Raw genomic sequence first — 25,358 nt, 5'->3', positions numbered from 1 at the left:
ACAACATGTTCAACCACGGGACTTCGCGTCCCGTGGTTTTTTGTTTTTTGGTAAGAAATGGCACTGGAAACGATGGAAAACAACAAGCTGAAGCGCGGGCTCAGTACCCGGCACATTCGCTTCATGGCGCTAGGATCAGCAATTGGAACCGGGCTGTTTTATGGTTCCGCTGACGCAATCAAGATGGCCGGGCCGAGCGTGCTGCTGGCCTATATTATCGGTGGCGTGGCGGCGTATATCATCATGCGCGCGCTGGGCGAAATGTCGGTGCACAACCCGGCAGCCAGTTCCTTCTCGCGCTATGCGCAGGAAAACCTCGGCCCGCTGGCAGGCTATATCACCGGCTGGACATACTGCTTTGAAATCCTGATTGTCGCTATCGCCGACGTGACTGCCTTCGGCATCTACATGGGGGTCTGGTTCCCCGATGTGCCGCACTGGATTTGGGTGTTGAGCGTGGTGATGATTATTTGCGCCATTAACCTGATGAGCGTGAAGGTCTTTGGTGAGCTGGAGTTCTGGTTCTCCTTCTTCAAAGTCGCCACCATCATCATCATGATCGCCGCCGGTTTCGGCATTATCATCTGGGGGATTGGCAACGGCGGGCAACCGACGGGCATACATAACCTCTGGAGCAACGGTGGCTTCTTTAGCAACGGCTGGCTCGGCATGGTGATGTCGCTGCAAATGGTGATGTTTGCCTACGGCGGTATCGAAATCATTGGTATCACCGCGGGTGAAGCGAAGGATCCGGAAAAATCCATTCCACGCGCTATCAACTCGGTACCGATGCGAATTCTGGTGTTCTACGTGGGCACGTTATTTGTGATTATGTCCATCTACCCGTGGAACCAGGTAGGCACCAATGGTAGCCCGTTCGTGCTGACTTTCCAGCATATGGGCATCACCTTTGCCGCCAGCATCCTGAACTTTGTGGTGCTGACCGCATCGCTTTCCGCGATTAACAGTGATGTGTTTGGCGTGGGGCGTATGCTGCACGGTATGGCTGAACAGGGTAGCGCACCGAAAGTGTTTGCTAAAACCTCACGGCGCGGCATTCCATGGGTCACCGTCATGGTGATGACCGTTGCCTTGTTGTTCGCGGTGTATCTGAACTACATCATGCCGGAAAACGTCTTCCTGGTTATCGCCTCGCTGGCGACCTTCGCCACCGTGTGGGTGTGGATTATGATCCTGCTCTCGCAGGTGGCCTTCCGTCGTCGTCTGTCGCCGGAAGAAGTGAAAGCACTGAAATTCAAAGTACCTGGCGGCGTTACCACCACCCTCGTTGGCCTGATTTTCCTGGTCTTTATCATCGGCCTGATCGGTTATCACCCGGATACGCGCATTTCCCTGTACGTGGGGTTTGCATGGATTGTGCTGCTGCTGATTGGCTGGATGTTTAAATCGCGTCGTAGCCGTCGCTAATATGCGCAATTTGTCAGTCTGATAAGCGAAGCGCTATCAGGAAAAACCAGAAAGCCCGGTTAGCTTCAGTCGCCGGGCTTTTTTACGCCCCCAATCTCCACCCCTCAAAAACGACGAAAAGAGGAGTAGGGCGGAAAGGGCTTGTGGCAAGGTGAGCGCATTGTTAACTGAGGGGAATTAAACGATGTTGAACGCCTGGCATCTGCCTGTCGCACCCTTTATAAAGTCGCACGACGATCGCTTGTCGATGACCTTGTGGTTGCGCGGAAACGACCTGCCGCAGCGCATTACGATGCGTGCGGAAATCGACAATGAAGAGTGCGTCCTGCCGATGAAACGCCTGAGCAAATCACCTGTTCCGGGTGTGACGGTCTGGCGTGGTGAGATACCGCTTGATAGCGGGCAACCGCGCCGCCGCTATGCTTTTAAATTATTATGGCAAGATCGTCAGCTTTGGTTTGCGCCAAAGGGGTTTAGCCGCATTCCGCCCGCAAAGCTTGAGCTATTTGCGGTTGATGTGCCTGACAGCGGCCCGCAATGGGTGGCCGATCAAATTTTCTACCAAATCTTTCCTGACCGTTTTGCCCGTAGCGACACGCGTACGGCCGAGCAGGACAAGGTCTATTACCATCATGCCGCCGGACACGACATCATTCTGCGTGACTGGGATGCGCCGCTTACGGCGGATGCGGGCGGCTCTACGTTCTATGGCGGTGATCTCAACGGTATCAGCGAAAAGCTGCCGTACCTGAAGAAACTTGGCGTGACGGGGCTGTACCTGAACCCGGTTTTCACCGCGCCAAGCGTGCATAAATATGATACCCAGGATTATCGTGAAGTGGATCCGCAGTTTGGTGGTAACGAGGCGCTGCTGCGCCTGCGCGAAAATACCCAACGCGAAGGTATGCGCCTGATTCTTGACGGCGTGTTTAACCACAGCGGCGATACACATGACTGGTTTGATCGGCAGAATAACGCAAGCAGCGGTGCATGCCATAACGCGTCGTCGCCGTGGCGCGACTGGTACAGCTTCTCGCCAGAAGGCCGTGCGCTGGACTGGTTAGGCTATCCGAGCCTGCCGAAGCTCGATTATCAGTCCGAATCGCTGGTCAACGAAATCTACCGCGGAGAAGAGAGTATTGTACGCCACTGGCTGAAAGCGCCGTGGAACATGGACGGCTGGCGGCTGGATGTGGTGCACATGCTCGGTGAAGGCGGCGGTGCGTATAACAATTTGAAACACGTGGCCGGAATGACTCAGGCGGCGAAAGAAACGCACCCAGAAGCGTATGTTTTCGGGGAACATTTTGGTGATGCGCGTCAGTGGTTACAAGCCGATACGGAAGATGCGGCGATGAACTACCGCGGCTTTACGCTGCCGATTTGGGCGTTTCTGGCCAATACCGATCTCTCTTACGATCCGCAAAACATTGATGCGCAAACCTGCATGGCGTGGATGGAAGAGTATCGTGCGGGGCTGTCGCATCAGCAGCAGTTGCGGATGTTTAATCAGCTTGATAGCCACGATACTGCACGCTTCAAAACGCTATTGGGCAAAGATGTCGACCGCTTAGGGCTGGGCGTGGTGTGGTTGTTCAGCTGGCCTGGCGTACCGTGTATCTATTACGGCGATGAAGTCGGCGTGGACGGTGCGAACGACCCGATGTGTCGTAAGCCGTTCCCGTGGGATAAAAGCCAGCAGGACGGTGAGCTGCTCGCGCTGTATCAGCGGATGGCGAAGCTGCGTAAAAAGAGTGAAGCCTTGCGGCGCGGTGGCTGCCAGGTACTGTACGCCGAAGATAACGTGGTGGTCTTTGTCCGTGTTCTGAAACGGGAACGCGTGCTGATTGCCATTAATCGCGGCGAGGCGTGTGAAGTGGTGCTGGAAGATACGCCGTTGCTGAGTTTTAACACGCTCATGCAGCGGGAAGGCAGCGGCGAAAATCAGGATGGCGTCCTGACGCTGCCTGCACGATCGGCCACGGTCTGGTCCGGCGAGTAAATCAGGGGTAAAGCGGGGCGGTCAGATTATGGTTAATCACCGCCTCGCGCCACCAAAGCTGTGCGAGCCCTTCATGACCGTTGCGCCAGGCGATATAGGCCACATCTTTTTGCCGACACGAGACTACCGATTTTTCTACCAGCTCGCCGGATGCTATCCAGGGGTGAGCAATATGGCGCGGCAGGAATCCGCAGCCTAATCCGGCGCGCAGCAGTGTGACTTTAGAGTGAAAATCGTCTACCCGGATCTGTGCCTGCTCATCAATCAAATTGGAGCTGATTGGACGGCAGTGTTGGGCGCTGTCGCTGATAACCACAGCACGGAACTTGATCATTCTTTCTGTACTAATGGGCTCCGCTTCGCCCGCCAGAGGATGCGACGGAGCAATGACGAACGCGTTATCCAGCATGCCGAGCATCTGCCACGACCACGCCGCGGAGGTGGGGGGATCGTTGATCGCTCCCAGAATAATATCTGCACCATTATGGGTTAATTCTTCCCACGATCCTGCCAGCGTATGGTGACTGAAGTTCAAACGAGTTTGCTTGTTTTGTGCGTAAAAATCTTCAATAAGCGGTAGCAATGCGGAAAACGGGAACGAGTCATCAAGGGCGATGGACAGCTCTTTTTCCCAACCAGAATTCACCTGTATTGCCTGTTTTTCCAGATCTTTCGCGGCATTGAGCAACAATCGCCCTTTTTCCAGCATCATTCGACCGGTATCAGTAAATTTGGCCCGATGTCCGGAACGATCAAGCAATGTGATATTCAGATCACTTTCCAGTTTTTGCACCATATAGCTCAGTGCGGCGGGCGTTTTGTAAAGCGACTCGGCTGCAGCGGCGAAACTTCCGTGTCGGTCAATCGCGTCAAGAATAAGTAAAACGTCCAGATTTATTCGCATAATATTAAAGATACCCGGAAAAAAATCTCATTAGTTGTAACAAAGGTATGTCGAGTAATTCCACTGATTAATTTTCGATAATCAATAGGTTAAATGAAAAATAAAGGTAACTCATTCATTTCATAACATAATATTTATCATCATCGTATCGTAAATTTTCTTTAATAACTCGTTAAAAATTTCCCGCTATACTCATCCTGCAAACTCATTCACTATCCACCTGTCATTTAGTCCTAAAATTTCTACTTAACTCATTGCTTAAGAAGGTGTTTTTATGTCTATTCGGGAACTGATCGATCCATCTAACTCCACTCTCATTTTTATCGACCATCAACCGCAAATGTCCTTCGGTGTAGCGAATATCGATCGTCAGACGTTGAAAAATAACACCGTAGCACTGGCCAAAGCCGGGAAAATCTTCAACGTTCCAACCATCTATACCTCGGTTGAAACCAAAAGCTTCAGTGGCTATATCTGGCCAGAATTGCTGGCTGTTCACCCGGAAATTAAACCGATTGAACGCACCTCCATGAACTCCTGGGAAGATGAAGCTTTCGTGAAGGCGGTAAAAGCCACCGGACGTAAAAAGCTGATTATTTCTGCCCTGTGGACTGAGGTTTGTCTGACCTTCCCGGCATTAATGGCGCTGGAAGAAGGTTTTGAAGTTTATGTGGTGACTGACACCTCTGGTGGTACTTCAGTTGATGCGCACGAACGCTCCATCGATCGTATGGTTCAGGCGGGCGCTGTGCCGGTTACCTGGCAACAGGTGCTGCTGGAGTACCAGCGTGACTGGTCACGTAAAGAAACTTACGACGCGGTGATGGATCTGGTTCGTGAGCACAGCGGCGCCTATGGTATGGGCGTGGATTATGCTTATACCCTGGTTCACGGCGCGCCGGAACGTAAAGCGTAATGACGGCGACGGGGGGCGATTCGCTCCCCGTAAAATGCGACAGCAAGGAAAACCGTCATGACGCAAAAACATGTAACGCTGGTAATTACGCATGCGCTACGCCCGGAAGATGCGGACCAGTATGAAGCCTGGCTCGGCAAAATCATGCCCGTTGCCGCAGAGTATCCCGGCCATCTTGGGGCCAACGTGATTCGCCCGGCAGATGGGCAGGGTGCCTGGAATATCATCATTCGCTTCGATACCCTGGAGCACCTTTACGCCTGGACGCAGTCCGAAACGCGCAAACAACTGGTGGATGAAATCACCCCGTTGCTCGCCGAAGGTGACCACACGGAAGTTCGTACCGAAGCGGCGTTCTGGTTTACGCCACCGTCACCGCACGTGCGTCAGCCAAAACAGTGGAAACAATTTCTCATCACGCTGCTGGTGATTTTTCCCAGCACCAATCTGGTGCCGTGGATAACCGGCGCGCTGTTCCCCGCCCTGCAGGGCTCCTTGCTGCTTCATTTCATTAACGATGCCTGTGTGGTTGCGCTGGTTGTCTGGCTCTGGATGCCCATCGTGACCCGACTATTCGCCGGATGGCTTAAGAAAGCCTGATCCGGTTTGAGGAGAGTGACATGTCACAAAAAGCCACACTGATCCTGAATCAGGGTCGAATTCACACGCTTGATCGTCAGCATCCGCTGGTGGAAGCGGTGGCGATTGCCAACGGTAAAATTCTGGCAACAGGCAGCAACGATCAGATGATGTCTTACGCGGGCGAGGGCACGCAGATTGTTGATCTGAAAGGGCATACGGTGATCCCTGGCCTGAACGATTCCCACCTCCACCTGATCCGTGGCGGTTTGAATTACAACCTGGAATTGCGTTGGGAAGGCGTACCTTCGCTGGCCGACGCGCTGAGAATGCTTAAAGATCAAGCCGATCGCACGCCATCGCCGCAGTGGGTGCGCGTGGTGGGGGGCTGGAGCGAATTCCAGTTTGCCGAACGCCGCATGCCGACCATTGAAGAGCTGAACGAAGCTGCGCCGGATACACCCGTTTTTGTGCTGCATCTTTACGATCGCGCGCTGCTCAACCGCGCGGCGTTGAAAGCTGTCGGTTACACCAAAGAGACGCCAAATCCGGCGGGAGGGGAAATCGTTCGTGATAACAATGGCAACCCGACCGGGATGCTGATTGCCAAACCGAATGCGATGATCCTCTACTCGACGCTGGCGAAAGGGCCGAAACTGCCGCTGGAGATGCAGGTGAACTCCACCCGTCAGTTTATGCGCGAACTGAACCGCCTTGGGCTGACCAGCGCTATTGACGCCGGCGGCGGTTTCCAGAATTACCCGGAAGATTACGAAATTATCGAACAACTGCATGCAAAAGAGCAGATGACGATTCGTATCGCCTATAACCTGTTTACCCAGCGGCCAAAACAGGAACTGGAAGATTTCGAACGCTGGACGGATATGCTCAAACCGGGCCAGGGCACCGATTTCTATCGTGCCAACGGTGCGGGCGAGATGCTGGTGTTTTCAGCGGCGGACTTCGAAGATTTCCTCCAGCCACGCCCGGATCTGCCGGAAGGGATGGAAGATGAGCTGGAGCGCGTGGTGCGCCATCTGGTCGAACACCGCTGGCCGTTCCGTCTGCACGCTACGTATGATGAATCGATCAGCCGCATGCTGGATGTGTTCGAAAAAGTGAACCGCGATATTCCGTTTAACGGTCTGCACTGGTTCTTTGACCACGCAGAAACCATCACTGAACGTAATATCGAACGTGTTAAAGCGTTGGGCGGCGGGATTGCGGTACAGCACCGTATGGCGTTCCAGGGGGAATACTTCATCGATCGCTATGGTAAAGATGCGGTGAAACATACGCCTCCGGTGGCCAAAATGCTGGCTGCTGATGTGCCCGTCGGGCTGGGTACGGATGCTACCCGTGTAGCGAGCTATAATCCGTGGACGGCGCTTTACTGGCTGGTTTCTGGCCGTACGGTTGGCGGTATGGCGATGTATGACGATGAAAACCGTCTGCCGCGCGATGTGGCGCTGGAACTGTGGACTGCAGGCAGCGCCTGGTTCTCCAGCGAGCAGGGCAAAAAAGGGCGTATCGAGAAAGATCAGCTTGCCGACCTGGTGGTGTTGTCGAAAGACTACTTCAGCGTGCCGGAAGAAGAGATTAAAGGTATTGAATCGGTGATGACCATCGTGGATGGCAAAGTGGTTTATGCCGCCGGTCACTTCACGCCGCTTGCACCACCTGCGATTCCGGTGGTGCCTGACTGGTCGCCGGTGGTGAACGTGCCGGGCCATTATCGCTCAGCACCGCCAGTTGCCGGGAAAATGGGCGCAATTGTCCAGATGCACCAGTGCTGTGGTAGCTGTGGCGTACACGGCCATCAGCATGATATTGCACGTAAATCATCGATTCCTGTCTCCGATGAACAGGCATTCTGGGGCGTGCTGGGCTGTTCCTGCTTCGCGTTCTGATACTCTAACTCACCGGATGGGGCTCCCCATCCGGTTTTTGTTGTTCTCTTTTTAAAATCCTTTCTCTTTGCAAAGATTAATGGCGTAAATGCAACACTTTGTGTCAATCTGCGTTTATTCGTGCTGGCTAAAGGTGGAAACATGGACGAGCTGGTAATCCTTGGCTGTATCGTACTTTTCTTCGCGCTGGTGGTGGTGCCCATCCTGGCGATTGTCGCCATTAATCGTACTTCCACCATGCGCTACGAGATTTCGCTGCTTCGTCGTCGGCTTGAGGCACTGGAGCAACGCGGTGTCGCTGATGCGCCAGAGCCAAAACCTGTCGCGGTGGTTGAACCGGTGATTCCCGTCGCCCCTTCCCAACCTGCGGCAGTCAATCCCTGGCAGCCCACTGAAAAAGAAGAACCGGTATCGCTGCCCGTGCGTGAGACGTCGTCGGCATTTGGCGGTGTCTTCACCTCGCTGCTCCGCTGGTTTATGCAGGGTAACCCACTGGCTAAGCTGGGTATTCTGCTGCTGTTCCTTGGGCTCTCTTTCCTGTTGCGCTATACGGTCGAGCACGCGCTGTTCCCGCTGGAGCTGCGTCTTGTGGCGACGGCGCTTTTCGCGGTGGTGCTGTTGGCTATCGGCTGGCGATTGCGCCATAAGCAGCGTGTCTATGCGTTGATCCTGCAAGGTGGCGCGACGGGCGTGCTTTATCTCACCGTTTTTGGTGCGTTTCGCCTGTGGCAAATGCTGCCGATGACGCTGGCTTTTACGCTGCTGGTGTTGATTTGCGCGGCAAGCGTTGGTCTGGCGGTGCTGCAAAATGCCCTGAGCCTGGCAATGCTGGCGAGCCTTGGCGGCTACCTGGCACCGGTGCTCCTCTCTACGGGAAGCGGTAACTACGTTGCGCTGTTCTCGTTCTACCTGCTTCTGTCTATTGGCATTCTGGCGATTAGCGCGCGGCAACACTGGCGCGAACTGAATCTGTTAGGGCTGCTTTTCACCTTTGGGGTGGGTGGCTTGTGGGGCATGAATGATTATCGCCCTGAATATTGGCTTAACTGTCAGCTATTTCTCATCGCCAATATCCTGATTTTCGGCATCCTGAGCGTGCTGTTCTCCTGGCGATCGCAGGAGAAGGGCAAACGTGTGGTTGACGGCGTGCTGCTCTTCGCGCCACCGCTGATTGGCTTTGGTATGCAGTACGTCATGACGCAGCACATGACTTATGGCCCGGCGATCAGCGCGCTGGGCTACGGTGCGTTTTATCTGGCGCTGGCGTGGCTGGTGCTGCGACGATTCCCGTCTGCGGAACGTACGCTGGTGCTGGCCGCCCTGGCGCTGGGCGGTGCATTCACCACGCTCGCCATTCCGCTGGCGCTTTCCGCGCGCTGGACGGCAATGGCCTGGGCACTGGAAGGCGTGGGTGTGCTGTGGCTGGGGATGCAACAGCAGCAGCGGCGCATGAGTTTCAGCGGCACTGCGCTATTAATACTGGCGCTGGGCAGCGGCATCTGGGCGCTGGCGGACGAGACAACGCCGCTCTCCATCATGATGATTTTCGCCGTGCTCAGCCTTTGCTGGCTCGCCGCCGCCTGGCTGTGGCGTGAAGAAATACGGCGTCTGAGTCTGGCGCTGTTAATCGGCGGCGTCGCATTTTGGGTGATTGCCCTCGCGGGGGCGGCGCAGCTCATTACTGACCAGGACGCAACCTCAGGATTTGTCCTGCTCGCGTTGATATCCCTCTCTGCCTGGGTCTGGCGTTTTATGCGCCAGCGTCTGGCATGGGGAGAACTCGGCTTTGCGCAGTGGCTGCTCTGGCCTGCCATGCTGCTAATGCTGTCCGAGCAAATTCATCAGCAGCAGATTTTCGCCGCAGGCTGGCATAATCTGGCGTGGATGATTGCCCTGCCGTCTGCGTTCACGCTGCTTTATCGTGATGACGGCGCAGTGCCAGCACGTCTTTCGCAGGGGCTGCATCTCGCCTTGTTATGGATGTTGATGCTGGCGTTTGGCGTAGAGCTAGTGTGGTTTGTGCAGTCACTGCCGTGGGGCATGCAGGGGTGGCAGAGCGGTCTGCTGATGGCGGCGGGCGGCATAACCATTTTGCTGGTACATGCCGCGCTTCGTCGGGACTGGTGGCCTTTCTGCCGTTGGCCGGAACTTTACAGCGGCGTGGCGATTGCTCCGGTGGCGGCCCTGCTGCTCGGTTTGCTGGTCGTGACCAACTTACAAAGCGGCGTGGTCTACCGACAGCTCTATCTGCCGTTGATGAATCCTCTGGAGGAGGGGGCGGCTTTTGCGCTGCTTGGGCTTTATGTTGCAGAGCGTTATGTCCGGCGCCATCTGCCGTCGGCGTGGCGCGCATCCGGTGCGTTGCTGCTCGCCGGGCTGGCTTTCTGGTGGCTGAATGGCATGCTGATGCGCGCGCTGGCATGGTATGGCGATATTGCGTGGGACTTCAGTGCGCTCTGGCATTCACGCCTTGTCCAGACCACCTTTGCGCTGTTCTGGATGTTTATCGCGCTGGTTATCATGATTCGGGCAACGCGCAGCGTATCGCGAAAAATGTGGTTATCTGGCGCTGTGCTATTAGGTGTGGTGATTATCAAACTGATGCTGGTCGACAGCGCAGGCGGCGGTGGTCTGGCGCGTGCGGTGGCGTTTATTGGTGTGGCGATACTGGTACTTATCGTCGGCTATTTCTCGCCGTTGCCACCCAAAGCAGGAGAGCAAAAATGAAACGGATAAAAGCGATTGTTTGCAGCGTGCTTCTGACGGGCAGCTTTTCGGCTATAGCGGCGGAATCCCCGCGAGACTACGCCACGGGAATGACGCTGGAAACATCTTCGTCATCGCCGTGGTATCGCGTGGCGTTACCTCGAGAGGTCTATCAGCACAGCGCCTGGCCCGATCTGCGGGACGTTCGGGTATTTAATCAGCAGGGGGAGCGTGTTCCCTTTACGTTAATGACGAAGCCAACGCCACCTGCCGTAGCGGATTCGGTCGCCCTGCGCCTGTTTCCTTTAGCGGCCTCGCCGCTCGCCTCGACGGATGCCAGCGCGCCGCAGACGATCCGCCTGAAGGCCGCCAATGGCGTGGAAATTAATCTTCAGGGCGATGAGGCAAAATCGGTTGGCCAGAGCTATTTACTGACTTTACCGGATAGCCGGGAAGCCTCGCTGCGTCTGACGCAGTTGCGGCTGGATTGGGCGGCGTCGAGCGCAAACTGGCAGGGTAAAGCATCGGTTTACGCCAGCCGGGATCTCAGCCACTGGCAGCGCGTTCAGGAAAATGCGCCGTTGATGGATCTTTCCCGTGATGGCGATCGATTAAAGATGAACACCGTGGCCGCCGAACTGACATTGTCGCCTGAAGGTCGGCGCTACTTGCTGCTGGTTCTCGATCCACAAACGCCTGTGCCGGCGTTAAAAAGCGTAATGGCCGTGGCGCAACCGCAAGAGCCGCTTACTGAGCGTATTCAGCTGCCAGCGGCGGCCGTTAAAAACACATCAACTGAAGCTATCTGGCGATGGGATCGGCCACAACCGCTGAGCACACTTTCCATCATGCTGATGAATGAAGGTGTGTTACCGGTTGATATCACCTGGCGAAGCGATGAGAAAAGCGAGTGGCGGCCACTGGCGAAAAGCGTGCTGTTTAACGTCAACGATCAAACACAGGAGGCGTTCCCGCTCTCTGGAAACGTTGTTGAGGCCATTCGTATCACCACGGTGGATGCCCATCTGCCGCAGACGCTGCCGAGGGTGACCGGGGAGCGTGAGGCTAAAGTGCTGGTTTTTAACGCGCAGGGCAAAGGCCCCTATATGCTGGCCTGGGGAAATAAGGCGGCGGAAAACGCGGCGTTGAGTCTGAACCAGCTCATTCCTGAATCGCTCCCGGCGAGCAAAAATGTCGAGACGCTGCCCTGGGCGCAGCCGCTGGAGGCCGTAAAACTGGGCGGTGAGGCGCGGTTGCAGGCGGTGAGTGCCGGTGAACAACAGAAATTGTGGGTTGCCCTTGCGGTGTGGGCGGTGCTTATCGTGGGCGTGGGGGCATTACTGATAGTGGCGTGGCGAATCTGGCGAGAAGTCCGGCGCTAAAGACAAAAAAGGCTCGCCTGCGCGAGCCTTTTCTTCATCCGCCGATTACAGGCTGGAGACGTTTTCGGTCAGGTATTTTGCTACGCCGTCCGGGGACGCCGCCATACCTTCTTTGCCTTTTTCCCACTGAGCCGGGCACACTTCGCCGTGCTCTTCGTGGAACTGCAGCGCGTCAACCATACGCAGCATTTCGTCGATGTTACGGCCCAGCGGCAGATCGTTAACGACCTGGTGGCGAACAACGCCGTTGGCGTCGATCAGGAAAGAACCACGCAGCGCCACGCCCGCGTCCGGGTGCTCGATGCCGTAGGCTTTCTGGATTTCGCGTTTGATGTCAGCAACCATCGCGTATTTCACTGCACCGATGCCGCCTTTATCGACCGGGGTGTTACGCCATGCGTTGTGAACGAATTCGGAGTCAAAGGACACACCGACCACTTCTACACCGCGTTTCTGGAACTCTTCGTAGCGTTTATCGAACGCGATCAGTTCAGACGGGCAGACAAAGGTGAAGTCCATTGGCCAGAAGAACAGCACGGTGGCTTTGCCGTTGGTGTGCTGTTTGAAGTTAAAGTTTTCAACGATTTCGCCGTTACCGAGCACTGCCGCAGCGGTAAAGTCAGGTGCCTGACGAGTAACCAGAACCATGGGTTCTCCTTTGAGTATAGAAAGTAAGTAGTACGCAACGCGTGCCAGTATAGAGAGTGATCCGCGATGACTCAAAGAGGCTACAGCAATCGATATTTAACGTTCTGCCTATTAATAGACAAATGTTTGACAGGCCAGGGTTAAAGCTCGCGTGCTTTGGCCTGCGCCATCATCTGCGGGTAAAACTGCCAGAACTGTTTCTCAAGTTGCGCATAATGCTGGTCTAAATCGTGCCAGGAGTCGCGCAGGGCGTCCAGTTTCGGACGTCGGCTGGCCATACCGTTAAGCACGCGCTGAATAAATTCCATCTCGCGATAGCGCTCCAGCCAGCGTTCTGACCACAGATACTCGTTCAGATTCACGAAGCGCGGCGGTGAAGCGGGCAGAATCAGCGATACCTGCTCGTGAGCGTACTCGACGAACTCCGGCAGCGCCATTTGTGGCGAAAGCTGCGACCAGTGGCGCGAGAGGAAATGATCCCACATGACATCCAGCGTAATGGGCGCGACGCGCCGCGTCTGCGGGCGGAACCATTCCAGCGCTTCCTTCACCTCAGGCAAATTATCCGTCAGCACGTCAATGCGACGATGCATGTAAATCCCGTCGACGACCTCGGTGGGGTAGCGGTCATCCGGATTGCCGCGCACAAAATCAGCCAGCAGATTACCGGACAACGAGCTGTCGGCGAGGTACGCAAGATGCAGGTGAGCTAAAAAATTCATCGATTATTATCTATCCAGAGGGGGATAGGGTTGCAGGGAGAACGCCCCGGCACTAGACTACCCGCCTCATTATTAAGTCCAGAGTCTTAGAGTCATGCGCCTTGCCGATTTTTCCTTTGAATTACCTGAATCCCTGATTGCCCACTATCCACAGCCTGAGCGCAGCGGTTGCCGCTTGCTGTCGCTGGACGGGCCGACAGGCGCGCTGACGCACGGTACTTTCACCGATCTGCTCGATAAGCTCAACCCTGGCGATCTTCTGGTCTTTAATAATACCCGCGTCATTCCTGCGCGACTGTTCGGTCGCAAGGCCAGCGGCGGCAAGATTGAAGTGCTGGTTGAACGTATGCTCGATGATAATCGTATTCTGGCACATATTCGCGCTTCTAAAGCGCCGAAGCCGGGAGCGGAACTGTTGCTGGGCGATGACGAAAGCATCAATGCGACCATGGTCGCACGTCACGACGCGCTGTTTGAAGTGCAGTTTAACGATGAGCGTCCGGTACTGGATATTCTTAACAGCATCGGCCACATGCCGCTGCCGCCGTACATCGACCGCCCGGATGAAGACGCCGACCGCGAACTTTATCAAACCGTTTACAGCAGCCGCCCTGGCGCTGTCGCGGCCCCCACTGCTGGCCTGCACTTCGACGAGCCGCTGCTGGCTAAATTGCGGGAAAAAGGCATTGATATGGCGTTTGTGACGCTGCACGTGGGGGCAGGAACTTTCCAGCCGGTTCGCGTTGAGAGCATTGAAGAGCACACCATGCACTCCGAATATGCGGAAGTGCCGCAGGAGGTGGTTGACGCGGTGCTGGCAGCGAAAGCGCGCGGTAACCGCGTGATTGCGGTAGGAACCACCTCCGTCCGTTCGCTGGAAAGCGCGGCGCAGGCGGCGAAAAACGACCTGATTGAACCGTTCTTCGGTGATACGCAGATCTTTATCTATCCGGGCTATCAGTACAAAGTGATTGACGCGCTGGTGACCAACTTCCACCTGCCGGAATCGACGCTGATTATGCTGGTTTCCGCGTTTGCGGGTTATAAACACACCCTGCATGCCTATCACGAAGCGGTAAAAGCGGAATATCGCTTTTTTAGTTACGGTGATGCGATGTTTATCACGTACAATCCGCAGGCCATTAACGAACGTCCCTGAGTGGGGCGTGTTTTTCCCCTCTCTCTCAGGGAGAGGGCCGGGGTGGGGGTGAACCTCATCCCGCAACATTAACCATCAGACTGTCTCTCTGATGCAGGAGAATAGCGTGAAATTTGAACTGGACACCACCGACGGACGCGCACGCCGTGGCCGCCTGGTCTTCGATCGTGGCGTAGTGGAAACGCCTGCTTTTATGCCCGTCGGTACCTATGGCACCGTCAAAGGCATGACGCCGGAGGAAGTTGAAGCCACTGGCGCACAGATTATCCTCGGTAACACCTTCCACCTGTGGCTGCGCCCGGGTCAGGAAATCATGAAACTGCACGGCGACCTGCATGACTTCATGCAATGGAAAGGGCCAATTCTCACCGATTCCGGCGGCTTCCAGGTCTTTAGCCTTGGCGATATTCGTAAGATAACCGAACAGGGCGTACACTTCCGTAACCCGATCAACGGCGATCCTATTTTCCTCGATCCGGAAAAATCGATGGAGATTCAGTACGATCTCGGTTCCGACATCGTAATGATCTTCGACGAATGCACGCCGTACCCGGCAGACTGGGATTACGCGAAGCGCTCTATGGAGATGTCGCTGCGCTGGGCGAAGCGTAGCCGCGAGCGTTTTGACAGCCTTGGCAACAAAAACGCCCTGTTTGGCATCATTCAGGGCAGCGTTTACGAAGATTTACGTGATATCTCCGTTAAAGGTCTGGTAGATATCGGTTTTGATGGCTACGCTGTCGGCGGCCTGGCAGTAGGCGAACCAAAAGCAGACATGCACCGCATCCTGGAGCACGTTTGCCCGCAAATTCCTGCTGACAAACCGCGTTACCTGATGGGCGTCGGTAAACCAGAGGATCTGGTTGAAGGCGTGCGTCGTGGTATCGATATGTTTGACTGCGTTATGCCAACGCGTAACGCGCGCAATGGTCATCTGTTCGTGACCGATGGCGTGGTGAAAATCCGTAATGCGAAGCATAAGAGCGATACCAGCCCACTCGACGCTGAGTGTGATTGCTATACGTGTCGCAATTATTCACGTGCGTACTTGCATCATTTAGACCGTTGCAACGAAATACTGGGCGCACGTCTCAACACGATTCATAACCTTCGCTACTATCAGCGTTTAATGGCTGGTTTACGCAAGGCTATCGAAGAGGGTAAATTAGAGAGCTTCGTGACCGATTTTTACCAACGTCAGGGGCGCGAAGTTCCAGCTTTGAACGTTGATTAATATTAATAATGAGGGAATTTTAATGAGCTTTTTTATTTCTGATGCGATAGCAGCACCGGGTGGCGCAGCACAGGGCAGCCCGATGTCTCTGATTCTGATGCTGGTAGTGTTTGGTCTGATTTTCTACTTCATGATCCTGCGCCCACAGCAGAAACGCACCAAAGAGCACAAAAAGCTGATGGACTCCATCGCCAAAGGTGATGAAGTGCTGACTAACGGTGGTCTGGTTGGCCGCGTAACCAAAGTAGCTGAATCCGGCTACATTGCTATCGCGCTGAACGACACCACTGAAGTGGTAATCAAACGTGACTTCGTAGCTGCCGTTCTGCCGAAAGGCACCATGAAGGCGCTGTAATTTACTGTTTTCCCAAAGGGAACTGCCGTGTTAAACCGTTATCCTTTGTGGAAGTACATCATGCTGGTCGTCGTGATTATCGTCGGCCTGCTTTACGCACTTCCCAACCTGTATGGTGAGGATCCGGCTGTTCAGATCACTGGTGCGCGCGGAGTCGCCGCCAGTGAGCAAACGCTGATCCAGGTCCAGAATACTTTACAACAAGAAAAAATCACCGCGAAGTCTGTGGCACTGGAAGAGGGCGCTATTCTTGCGCGCTTCGACTCCACCGACGTCCAGTTGCGTGCCCGTGAAGCGCTGCTGACCGTGCTGGGTGATAAATACGTCGTGGCGCTGAACCTTGCTCCTGCAACCCCGCGTTGGTTGGCGGCCATTAAAGCCGAACCGATGAAGCTGGGTCTTGACCTGCGTGGTGGTGTTCACTTCCTGATGGAAGTGGATATGGACACGGCGCTCGGTAAGCTTCAGGAACAAAATATCGACAGTCTGCGCAGTGACCTGCGCGAGAAAAACATTCCGTATTCCAATATTCGTAAGTCAGATAACTATGGTCTGACGATTCTGTTCCGCGACAGCGCGGCACGCGATCAGGCGAATACCTGGCTGAGCTCCCGTCATCGTGACCTGGTTATCACTAATCAGGGCAGCAACCAGCTGCGCGCGATAATGAGCGATGCGCGTCTGAGCGAAGCGCGCGAATATGCGGTACAGCAGAACATCAACATCCTGCGTAACCGTGTAAACCAACTGGGTGTGGCTGAGCCTGTGGTACAGCGTCAGGGTGCAGACCGCATCGTCGTTGAACTGCCGGGTATTCAGGATACCGCGCGCGCCAAAGAGATTCTGGGCGCTACCGCGACGCTGGAATTCCGTCTGGTGAATACTAACGTTGACCAGTCCGCTGCCGCATCTGGCCGTGTGCCGGGCGACTCGGAAGTGAAACAGACCCGTGAAGGTCAGCCGGTTGTGCTGTACAAACGCGTGATCCTGACCGGTGACCATATCACCGATTCCACTTCCAGCCAGGACGAATACAACCAACCGCAGGTTAACATCTCGCTGGATAGCGCAGGTGGTAACACCATGTCTAACTTCACCAAGGACAACATCGGTAAACCGATGGCGACTCTTTTCGTGGAGTACAAAGACAGCGGTAAGAAAGATGCGAACGGTCGTGCCGTGCTGGTGAAACAGGAAGAGGTGATTAACATCGCTAACATCCAGTCTCGTCTGGGTAACAGCTTCCGCATCACCGGTATTAACAACCCGAACGAAGCACGTCAGCTCTCACTGCTGCTGCGTGCCGGTGCGCTGATTGCGCCGATTCAGATTGTTGAAGAACGTACCATCGGCCCAACTCTGGGTATGCAGAACATCAAGCAGGGTCTGGAAGCGTGTCTGGCTGGCCTGGCAGTTTCTATCCTGTTCATGATTTTCTTCTACAAGAAATTTGGTCTGATCGCGACCAGCGCACTGATTGCAAACCTGGTACTGATCGTCGGTATCATGTCACTGCTGCCAGGGGCCACGCTGAGTATGCCGGGTATTGCGGGTATCGTGCTAACCCTTGCGGTGGCGGTCGACGCCAACGTACTGATCAACGAACGTATCAAAGAAGAGTTGAGCAACGGGCGTTCGGTGCAGCAGGCAATCAACGAAGGTTATGCGGGCGCATTCAGTTCCATCTTTGATGCGAACATCACCACGCTGATTAAAGTTCTGATCCTGTATGCAGTCGGCACCGGGGCAATCAAAGGCTTTGCTATCACCACCGGTATCGGTGTGGCAACGTCGATGTTTACCGCAATTGTCGGTACGCGTGCCATCGTAAACCTGTTGTATGGCGGCAAACGCATCAACAAGCTGTCAATCTGAGGAGTGCGTTGTGGCACAGGAATATACTGTTGAACAATTGAACCATGGACGTAAAGTCTATGACTTTATGCGCTGGGATTACTGGGCTTTCGGCATCTCTGGCCTGCTGTTGGTAGCTGCCATCGTCATCATGGGCGTGCGCGGCTTCAACTGGGGGCTCGATTTCACCGGTGGTACGGTAATCGAAATTACGCTGGAAAAACCGGCTGAAATTGACGTGATGCGCGAAGCGCTGCAGAAGGCGGGCTTTGAAGAGCCTCAACTGCAGAACTTCGGTAGCAGCCACGACATCATGGTCCGTATGCCGCCGACTGAAGGCGAAAATGGCGGCCAGGTGCTGGGGAGCCAGGTTCTGAAGGTGATTAACGAATCCACCAATCAGAACGCGGCGGTGAAACGTATCGAGTTCGTTGGGCCGAGCGTGGGGGCAGACCTTGCGCAAACCGGGGCAATGGCGCTGATCGTGGCGCTGATCTCCATCCTCGTTTATGTCGGTTTCCGCTTCGAGTGGCGACTGGCGGCGGGCGTGGTTATCTCACTGGCGCACGACGTTATCATTACGCTTGGGATCCTGTCGTTATTCCATATCGAGATTGACCTGACTATCGTGGCATCGTTGATGTCGGTTATCGGTTACTCATTGAACGATAGCATCGTGGTTTCTGACCGTATTCGTGAAAACTTCCGCAAAATTCGTCGCGGGACGCCTTACGAAATCTTTAACGTGTCACTGACCCAGACGCTGCACCGTACGTTGATCACTTCCGGTACGACATTAGTGGTTATTCTGATGCTGTACCTCTTTGGTGGTCCGGTACTGGAAGGCTTCTCACTGACCATGCTGATTGGTGTCTCTATCGGTACGGCTTCTTCTATCTATGTTGCGTCTGCACTGGCGCTGAAACTGGGTATGAAGCGCGAGCACATGCTGCAGCAGAAAGTCGAGAAAGAAGGGGCGGATCAACCGTCAATTCTGCCGTAAGACGACTTTTCCGTCAGAATCGGAATCCCGGTCGCAAGGCCGGGATTTTTTTTATTACAGCTCTGCCAATATTCGTTACTCTCCGTGGATGGCCTTTGACATGGAGTAACGCCAGTGACCATCACTTTTGAATCCCTTTCTCTGCAAACCGTACCGCAGCCAGCCGTCTGGCATCATCTTCCCTCCGTTACTTTAAGCGATGACACCCTGCGTGAGCGTAAAGCCAAAGTACTGGCCGGAATGGCATCCCGCGCGCTGGACACGTTGGTGATATATGCCGACAAAGAGCATGGCGGTAACTTTGAGTACCTCACCGGGTTTATTCCACGTTTTGAAGAGGCGCTGCTGGTTTTGCATAGCGAGGGCGACGCCGTGCTGGTGCTCGGCAATGAAAACCTGAAGCTGGCGGCCCATGCGCGGCTGGAAAACCGCGTAGTTCACGCCCCGTGGTTTTCTCTGCCTAACCAGCCGATGGATAATCAACAATCCCTGCCGGAGGTGCTGCAAAATGCCGGGATTGTTGCCGGAAAAAACTATGGGCTGGTGGGCTGGAAACTGTTTACCGGCGCGCAAGATGACGCCTGGAAAATGTTTGATCTCCCGTGTTTTATCGTAGATGCGATTCGTCAGGCGGCAGGGCCGGATGCCACGTTGTGCCATGCCACCGGGATATTTATCTCGCCAGAGCACGGTGCGCGCACGGTCAACAACGCTAATGAACTGGCTCACTACGAGTACGGCGCAAATCTGGCCTCAACAGCGATCCTTGATGCACTGAACGCCATCGCGTTGGGCAAAACTGAAAAAGAGATTGGCGCACTGCTGGCAGCACAAGGGCAGCCGAATAATGTGGTGATGATTGCTGCAACCGGCGATCGTTTCGCCAAGGCCAATCTTTATCCTGGCGACAAACGTATACAACGTGGTGATAAGTTCTCGCTCACCACCAGTTACAAAGGCGGTCTGAGCAGCCGCGCCGCGTATGTGGTGGCCGATGAAAGCGAGCTGGCACCGGAGGTGGCAGATTATCTCGACGTGGTAGCGAAGCCCTACTATCGCGCCGTTGCGACCTGGCTCACCCACATTCGCCCCGGTATGTTGGGCGGTGAGATGTATGCGCTGATTGAACAGGTATTGCCGAAATCTGAATACCACTGGCACCTCAATCCGGGACATCTGGTGGCGGATGAAGAGTGGCTGTGCTCGCCAATTGGCCCGAACTCTGCTGCACCGCTGCGCAGCGGTATGCTGTTGCAAATCGACATTATCCCATCGCGTGCAGGTTACGCCGGAGCGAGTATTGAAGACACCATCGCGCTGGCGGATAAAACGCTGCGAGACGAACTCGCACAGGCCTATCCTGAACTCTGGAACCGCGTGTTAATGCGGCGTCATTACATCAAAGAGCATTTAGGTATCAGCCTGCCGGACGAGGTGTTGCCGTTCTCAAATACGGTGGGGTATTTACGCCCATGGTTGCTCGACCCAACGCGAGCGTTGGTGTGTACTGAGTGATAAACTATCTGCAATCCTTAATTTAAGAACTGAGCAACTATGGCCATCATCCCTAAAAACTACGCGAGGCTGGAAAACGGCTACCGCGAAAAAGCACTGAAACTGTTTCCGTGGGTCTGCGGGCGTTGCTCGCGCGAGTTTGTTTACTCAAATCTGCGTGAGTTAACGGTTCATCACATGGATCACGACCACACCAATAACCCGGAAGATGGCAGCAACTGGGAGCTATTGTGCCTGTTCTGTCACGATCACGAACATTCGAAATACACCGAGGCCGATCAATACGGCACGACGGTGATTGCCGGGGAAGACGCCCAGAAAGACGTCGGCGAAGCGAAGTACAACCCGTTCGCCGATCTGAAAGCAATGATGAATAAGAAGTAATAAAAAAGCACCGACGTTGGAGCGTTCGGTGCTTCAGATAGCTGACAACGTGCGCGTTGTTCTTGCCGGATGCGGCGCAAACGCCTTATCCGGCCTACAAAATTGTGAAAATTCAATAAACTGTAGAAAGGTTGTAGGCCTGATAAGCGCAGCGCATCAGGCAATGTTGCGTTTGTCATCAGTCTCAAGCACCGACGTTGAGAACGTTCGGTGCTTTTTTCTGATTAGAAGTTGTAACCCGCCACCAGGTACCAGCCGAAGCCGTTGGATTTAATCGGCTCAGCCTGCCAGACCGGCTCGTCACCATCTTTCCACTGACCACCGTTGTGGAAGTAACGCGCAACGACCGAGTAATGCCAGTGATCGTAGTTCAGCGCCAGAATATGGCTGGAAGCGATAGAGTTGCTGGTACGGTACTGATCGTCGCCCAGGTCTGAACCCCAGTCGAAGTTGGTAAAGCCGATGTAGCTCAGCTTACCGCCCCACAGGTCAGTAATCGGAACGAAGTATTTGATTTTGAAACGATAGCCATCCCACTCGTTTTCGTTGGATGCGCCATAGTTCTGCCACTGATATTTGGCATACACGTTCAGAGACAGCCCCATCGGCAGTCCAGTATCGATATCGGTACCCAGACCCATATACCAGGTGCTCTGACGGCCTTCGCTGTTGCGACCCATATCGTAGATATAGTTATTCGCGAAATACCACTCTTTGAACGGGCCAAAGCTCAGATCGGTGTTGGTCAGCTTGTCGATAGAGAAACGTGGCTCGATTTCCATAAACAGCGGGGAACCGTGGTTCCAGATCCCACGGGAGTTGCTGTCGCCGCCGAAGAAACGCGGTGCATCGACGTAACCGTAGAAATCAAACCAGTCTTTTTTAGCGAACGCTTCATATTCCAGATAGGTGTCGTTACGCAGTGTCGGCCCGAAACGGGTATGGTAACTCCCTACCACGTTGACGCTCTGATGCCACCAGTCGGAAAGATACTGTGGTTTGTCATTTTCTGCTGCACTGGCAGTGAAAGACGCGGAGAGTGCTACGAAAGCACCGGCTGCTAATAATGTTTTTTTCATATGTTTGCCACTGATAAAAAATCCCAAATGGGAATGAAAGTAAGCGTCGAAGCTTTACAAAATGTTTCGTATTTCTGCGTGCCTATTATAAGAATCATTGCTCACAAAAATCAGTTACGGGTCACACATTTTTCATCTACGTAATCGATTGCGTTCACGTTTGCGTAGATTAAACGGCGGCGATTGTACCTGTCACATCAATGATTGCCAATCTGATTAGAAAAGTAGTGAATGAAAAAAGGGGGGAGTGAATGCGCCAGGTGCGTCTGGCGCAAGGCGTGACTTACTGAACGGTAGCCGGCTGAATATCGTGAACGCGAACAAAACCGAGTTGATCTGGCGTGATGCCATTCAGCTGTAGCGGAATATCGACATCGCTGGGCGCAAGAATACTGGCTGGCGCGTTAATGAGCTGATTCTGCACGTTAACTTCCTGGAAATTGTCGGTAGTACCCTGAATCTGCCCGTATTCTACCGTACCGCTGAATGCCGGTAGCGCGTCGTTAGACTCGCCCTGAATACGCAGGGTCACCGCTGTACCCTGCGCATTTGGCGCGATGTTGCGCAAAGACATGCGCAGCGTACCTATCTGGCTCTTCAGCAGGGCAGGGGTATTGGAACCCGGAATGATATAAACACCGCTGGCAGATTTGGCGTTTAGCGCGTTCTGCTGGGTGATCTTCACCGTTTCCTTGTTCAGTTTGGTCATTTCCTGGTTGAGCGTACTGATACTTTCGTGCATCTGACGAACCTCGGCTTGCTGTGCGCAGGCAGTCAGGCTAAAGAGGCTTCCCAGTACGGCAATTCTTAGGTAACGTCTTGTCATTATGTCTGTTTCCTTATGGTCGGGATCACGTAATGGTAGATCGCAAAAAAGATTCTGGCATCGATCCATTGTCTCAAAAACGCTCTTCCTTTGTTGTCGAGCCATATCAGGGTAAAATAGGTTTCAGTTACCACCTCATAGTCAGGACGATGTATGCACTGCCCATTCTGTCTCGCCGTAGATACCAAAGTGATCGACTCTCGTCTGGTTGGCGAGGGCTCCTCCGTCCGCCGTCGTCGGCAATGCCTGGTTTGCAACGAACGTTTCACCACGTTTGAAGTGGCTGAACTGGTGATGCCGCGCGTCGTTAAAAGCAATGATGTGCGCGAACCGTTCAACGAAGACAAGCTGCGTAGCGGCATGCTAAAAGCGCTGGAAAAGCGTCCCGTCAGTGCCGATGACGTTGAGATGGCGATTAATCACATTAAATCGCACCTGCGTGCTACTGGGGAGCGTGAAGTGCCGAGCAAATTGCTGGGCAATCTGGTGATGGAACAGCTTAAAAAGCTCGATAAAGTCGCTTACATCCGTTTCGCCTCTGTTTATCGCAGCTTTGAAGACATCAAAGAATTCGGCGAAGAGATCGCTCGTCTACAGGACTAAGCTATGCACGACGAAATGTACATGGCGCGCGCGCTGAAACTTGCCGCGCGTGGTCGCTTCACCACTCATCCTAACCCCCGCGTCGGTTGCGTCATTGTCAATCAGGGCGAAATCGTTGGTGAAGGTTTTCACTACCGCGCCGGAGAGCCGCACGCGGAAGTTCACGCGTTGCGGATGGCGGGCGAAAAAGCCAAAGGGGCGACGGCCTATGTGACGCTCGAACCTTGCAGCCATCATGGTCGCACGCCGCCATGCTGCGATGCGTTGATTGCCGCAGGTGTTTCCCGCGTGGTAGCCGCTATGCAGGATCCGAATCCGCAGGTGGCCGGACGCGGGCTTTATCGCCTGCAACAGGCGGGTATTGACGTCAGCCACGGTCTGATGATGAGTGAAGCGGAAGCGTTGAATAAGGGCTTCCTGAAGCGCATGCGTACAGGCTTTCCGTATGTTCAGCTTAAACTTGGCGCGTCGCTGGACGGGCGTACCGCGATGGCGAGTGGCGAAAGTCAGTGGATTACCTCGCCGCAGGCCCGTCGCGATGTGCAGCGTTTGCGCGCAGAAAGCCACGCAATTCTCACCAGTAGTGCCACCGTCCTGGCCGATGACCCGGCGTTAACCGTGCGTTGGCATGAGCTGGGCGCGGAGACGCAGGCGCTATATACAGAGGAAAACCTGCGCCAGCCGGTACGTATTGTTATCGATAGCCACAACCGCGTCACGCCGGAGCACCGCATCGTCCAGCAGTCTGGCGAAACCTGGTTTGCCCGTACCCGAAGCGATGAACGTAACTGGTCAGAGAGCGTAAAATCGATTATTACGCCGGAACATAACGGTCATGTTGATTTAGTTTTGCTGATGATGCAGCTTGGCAAACAGCAGATAAACAGCATCTGGGTAGAAGCCGGGCCGACGCTTGCCGGCGCGCTGATTCAGGCGGGTGTGGTCGACGAGCTTATTGTTTACGTAGCGCCTAAACTATTAGGCAGCGATGCGCGCGGATTATGTGTTCTGCCGGGGCTTGAGAAACTGGCCGACGCCCCCCATTTCAAATTCAATGAGATACGCCATGTAGGCCCGGACATTTGCCTGCATTTGACGAACGCGTAATGCCTCCTGAAAAGGGAAGCAGCGCACAGAATATTATGATAAAATCCGCCCCCCTGCGGGGCAAATGAACCCAAAGGAAGAGTATGAACATTATTGAAGCTAACGTTGCTACCCCGGACGCTCGCGTCGCCATCACCATTGCGCGTTTCAACAACTTTATCAACGACAGCCTGCTGGAAGGTGCGATCGACGCCCTGAAACGCATTGGTCAGGTCAAAGATGAAAACATTACCGTTGTTTGGGTGCCTGGCGCTTATGAACTGCCACTGGCGGCTGGCGCACTGGCAAAAACCGGTAAATATGACGCGGTGATTGCACTGGGTACGGTTATCCGTGGCGGTACTGCACACTTCGAATATGTCGCTGGCGGGGCAAGCAATGGCCTGGCGCACGTCGCTCAGGACAGCGAAATCCCGGTAGCCTTTGGTGTTCTCACCACTGAAAGTATTGAACAAGCCATCGAACGCGCTGGCACCAAAGCCGGTAACAAAGGTGCAGAAGCTGCACTGACCGCGCTTGAGATGATTAATGTATTGAAAGCCATTAAGGCCTGATTTTTTGTAAGGGGAATTCCGTGAAACCTGCTGCTCGTCGCCGCGCCCGTGAGTGTGCCGTTCAGGCGCTTTACTCCTGGCAGTTGTCCCAGAACGACATCGCCGATGTTGAATACCAGTTCCTGGCGGAACAGGACGTCAAAGATGTAGACGTAATGTACTTCCGTGAACTGCTGTCCGGGGTGGCGACTAACAGCGCGTACCTCGATGGATTGATGAAACCTTACCTGTCCCGTCTGCTCGATGAGCTGGGGCAGGTAGAAAAAGCGGTGCTGCGTATCGCGCTGTTCGAACTGTCTAAACGTGATGATGTGCCGTATAAAGTGGCCATCAACGAAGCTATCGAACTGGCAAAAACCTTTGGCGCTGAAGACAGCCACAAGTTTGTCAATGGCGTGCTGGATAAAGCAGCTCCGGCAATCCGCCCCAAGAAAAAGTAATCTGCAGGCCGGTGCGAATGCGGTTGATACCGTGTTCCCCGGCCTTGT

At 54.4% G+C, this 25,358-nt stretch carries 23 protein-coding genes; 18 read left to right on the top strand and 5 right to left on the bottom strand.

Annotation, left to right across the window (positions count from 1 at the left end; all coding sequences use genetic code 11):
- Nucleotides 1–72: 72 nt before the first annotated feature.
- Both proY and malZ read left to right on the top strand, forming a co-directional pair.
- Nucleotides 73–1,428: a proline-specific permease ProY gene (gene proY, locus ACOXYR_RS16295; protein ID WP_113858766.1), complete on the top strand. Its 1,356-nt coding sequence runs from the start codon at nucleotides 73–75 to the stop codon at nucleotides 1,426–1,428.
- A 184-nt stretch (nucleotides 1,429–1,612) separates the two neighbouring features.
- Nucleotides 1,613–3,430: a maltodextrin glucosidase gene (gene malZ, locus ACOXYR_RS16290; RefSeq protein ID WP_421355824.1), complete on the top strand. Its 1,818-nt coding sequence runs from the start codon at nucleotides 1,613–1,615 to the stop codon at nucleotides 3,428–3,430.
- A 1-nt stretch (nucleotide 3,431) separates the two neighbouring features.
- On the opposite strand, the gene ACOXYR_RS16285 is transcribed toward malZ, so the two are convergent.
- Entirely contained in the window at nucleotides 3,432–4,334 is a 903-nt protein-coding gene (locus ACOXYR_RS16285) for a LysR family transcriptional regulator (protein ID WP_108474799.1), read from the bottom strand.
- A 274-nt stretch (nucleotides 4,335–4,608) separates the two neighbouring features.
- Here ACOXYR_RS16285 and ACOXYR_RS16280 point away from each other — a divergent pair, with 274 nt between their 5' ends.
- The 5 genes from ACOXYR_RS16280 to ACOXYR_RS16260 all read left to right on the top strand — a co-directional run bounded on the left by ACOXYR_RS16280 (nucleotide 4,609) and on the right by ACOXYR_RS16260 (nucleotide 11,827).
- Nucleotides 4,609–5,250, top strand: a complete 642-nt coding sequence (locus ACOXYR_RS16280; RefSeq protein ID WP_015965623.1) for a hydrolase — start codon at nucleotides 4,609–4,611, stop codon at nucleotides 5,248–5,250.
- Nucleotides 5,251–5,307: 57 nt separating this feature from the next.
- Nucleotides 5,308–5,850, top strand: coding sequence for an antibiotic biosynthesis monooxygenase (locus ACOXYR_RS16275; protein ID WP_108474800.1), 543 nt, complete (start codon nucleotides 5,308–5,310; stop codon nucleotides 5,848–5,850).
- A gap of 20 nt (nucleotides 5,851–5,870) precedes the next feature.
- On the top strand, nucleotides 5,871–7,739 hold the full coding sequence (locus ACOXYR_RS16270) for an amidohydrolase (RefSeq protein ID WP_108474801.1): 1,869 nt from the start codon (nucleotides 5,871–5,873) through the stop codon (nucleotides 7,737–7,739).
- Nucleotides 7,740–7,880: 141 nt separating this feature from the next.
- Complete coding sequence (locus tag ACOXYR_RS16265) at nucleotides 7,881–10,466, top strand: DUF2339 domain-containing protein (RefSeq protein WP_421355825.1); 2,586 nt, start codon at nucleotides 7,881–7,883, stop codon at nucleotides 10,464–10,466.
- Nucleotides 10,463–11,827: a DUF3999 domain-containing protein gene (locus ACOXYR_RS16260; RefSeq protein WP_421355826.1), complete on the top strand. Its 1,365-nt coding sequence runs from the start codon at nucleotides 10,463–10,465 to the stop codon at nucleotides 11,825–11,827. Before ACOXYR_RS16265 ends, ACOXYR_RS16260 begins: the two co-directional genes overlap by 4 nt.
- 45 nt (nucleotides 11,828–11,872) lie before the next feature.
- Here ACOXYR_RS16260 and ACOXYR_RS16255 read toward each other — a convergent pair whose 3' ends face one another.
- Together ACOXYR_RS16255 and acpH are read right to left on the bottom strand one after the other, a co-directional pair.
- Nucleotides 11,873–12,475: a peroxiredoxin gene (locus ACOXYR_RS16255; RefSeq protein WP_113858772.1), complete on the bottom strand. Its 603-nt coding sequence runs from the start codon at nucleotides 12,473–12,475 to the stop codon at nucleotides 11,873–11,875.
- A gap of 140 nt (nucleotides 12,476–12,615) precedes the next feature.
- Complete coding sequence (acpH, locus tag ACOXYR_RS16250; RefSeq protein ID WP_113858773.1) at nucleotides 12,616–13,197, bottom strand: ACP phosphodiesterase; 582 nt, start codon at nucleotides 13,195–13,197, stop codon at nucleotides 12,616–12,618.
- Between the two features lie 94 nt (nucleotides 13,198–13,291).
- Here acpH and queA point away from each other — a divergent pair, with 94 nt between their 5' ends.
- The 7 genes from queA (at nucleotide 13,292) to yajD (ending at nucleotide 20,701) form a co-directional block, all read left to right on the top strand.
- The gene (gene queA / locus ACOXYR_RS16245; protein ID WP_108474806.1) at nucleotides 13,292–14,356 is read left to right on the top strand and encodes a tRNA preQ1(34) S-adenosylmethionine ribosyltransferase-isomerase QueA; all 1,065 of its coding nucleotides are present in this window, start codon (nucleotides 13,292–13,294) and stop codon (nucleotides 14,354–14,356) included.
- A 106-nt stretch (nucleotides 14,357–14,462) separates the two neighbouring features.
- Complete coding sequence (gene tgt / locus ACOXYR_RS16240; RefSeq protein WP_108474807.1) at nucleotides 14,463–15,590, top strand: tRNA guanosine(34) transglycosylase Tgt; 1,128 nt, start codon at nucleotides 14,463–14,465, stop codon at nucleotides 15,588–15,590.
- 22 nt (nucleotides 15,591–15,612) lie between these two features.
- The gene (gene yajC, locus ACOXYR_RS16235) at nucleotides 15,613–15,945 is read left to right on the top strand and encodes a preprotein translocase subunit YajC (protein ID WP_108474808.1); all 333 of its coding nucleotides are present in this window, start codon (nucleotides 15,613–15,615) and stop codon (nucleotides 15,943–15,945) included.
- A 27-nt stretch (nucleotides 15,946–15,972) separates the two neighbouring features.
- On the top strand, nucleotides 15,973–17,820 hold the full coding sequence (gene secD, locus ACOXYR_RS16230) for a protein translocase subunit SecD (RefSeq protein ID WP_421355827.1): 1,848 nt from the start codon (nucleotides 15,973–15,975) through the stop codon (nucleotides 17,818–17,820).
- Between the two features lie 10 nt (nucleotides 17,821–17,830).
- A complete protein-coding gene (gene secF / locus ACOXYR_RS16225; RefSeq protein WP_015965612.1) occupies nucleotides 17,831–18,802 on the top strand; it encodes a protein translocase subunit SecF in 972 nt (323 codons plus the stop codon).
- A 114-nt stretch (nucleotides 18,803–18,916) separates the two neighbouring features.
- Complete coding sequence (locus ACOXYR_RS16220) at nucleotides 18,917–20,317, top strand: M24 family metallopeptidase (protein WP_421355828.1); 1,401 nt, start codon at nucleotides 18,917–18,919, stop codon at nucleotides 20,315–20,317.
- Between the two features lie 39 nt (nucleotides 20,318–20,356).
- Nucleotides 20,357–20,701, top strand: coding sequence for an HNH nuclease YajD (gene yajD / locus ACOXYR_RS16215; protein WP_108474811.1), 345 nt, complete (start codon nucleotides 20,357–20,359; stop codon nucleotides 20,699–20,701).
- A gap of 224 nt (nucleotides 20,702–20,925) precedes the next feature.
- On the opposite strand, the gene ACOXYR_RS16210 is transcribed toward yajD, so the two are convergent.
- Both ACOXYR_RS16210 and ACOXYR_RS16205 read right to left on the bottom strand, forming a co-directional pair.
- Complete coding sequence (locus ACOXYR_RS16210; RefSeq protein WP_108474812.1) at nucleotides 20,926–21,780, bottom strand: nucleoside-specific channel-forming protein Tsx; 855 nt, start codon at nucleotides 21,778–21,780, stop codon at nucleotides 20,926–20,928.
- Nucleotides 21,781–22,063: 283 nt separating this feature from the next.
- The gene (locus ACOXYR_RS16205; RefSeq protein ID WP_108474813.1) at nucleotides 22,064–22,606 is read right to left on the bottom strand and encodes a SadB/YajI family lipoprotein; all 543 of its coding nucleotides are present in this window, start codon (nucleotides 22,604–22,606) and stop codon (nucleotides 22,064–22,066) included.
- A gap of 153 nt (nucleotides 22,607–22,759) precedes the next feature.
- Between ACOXYR_RS16205 and nrdR the strand changes: the two genes are divergently transcribed.
- From nrdR to nusB, 4 genes are all read left to right on the top strand, one after another.
- Nucleotides 22,760–23,209 carry a transcriptional regulator NrdR gene (gene nrdR / locus ACOXYR_RS16200; protein ID WP_108474814.1) on the top strand — a complete coding sequence of 150 codons (450 nt, stop codon included), beginning with the start codon at nucleotides 22,760–22,762 and terminating at the stop codon, nucleotides 23,207–23,209.
- Nucleotides 23,210–23,212: 3 nt separating this feature from the next.
- The gene (gene ribD, locus ACOXYR_RS16195) at nucleotides 23,213–24,316 is read left to right on the top strand and encodes a bifunctional diaminohydroxyphosphoribosylaminopyrimidine deaminase/5-amino-6-(5-phosphoribosylamino)uracil reductase RibD (RefSeq protein WP_421355829.1); all 1,104 of its coding nucleotides are present in this window, start codon (nucleotides 23,213–23,215) and stop codon (nucleotides 24,314–24,316) included.
- Between the two features lie 83 nt (nucleotides 24,317–24,399).
- Complete coding sequence (gene ribH, locus ACOXYR_RS16190) at nucleotides 24,400–24,870, top strand: 6,7-dimethyl-8-ribityllumazine synthase (RefSeq protein WP_001021161.1); 471 nt, start codon at nucleotides 24,400–24,402, stop codon at nucleotides 24,868–24,870.
- Between the two features lie 20 nt (nucleotides 24,871–24,890).
- Entirely contained in the window at nucleotides 24,891–25,310 is a 420-nt protein-coding gene (nusB, locus tag ACOXYR_RS16185; RefSeq protein ID WP_108474816.1) for a transcription antitermination factor NusB, read from the top strand.
- Nucleotides 25,311–25,358: the final 48 nt, after the last annotated feature.

The organism is Pseudocitrobacter faecalis (assembly GCF_965231525.1).
Taxonomy (GTDB): domain Bacteria; phylum Pseudomonadota; class Gammaproteobacteria; order Enterobacterales; family Enterobacteriaceae; genus Pseudocitrobacter; species Pseudocitrobacter faecalis.
The sequence above is the reverse complement of the archived record's forward strand: the minus strand, read 5'-3'. Positions and strand labels throughout refer to the sequence as shown.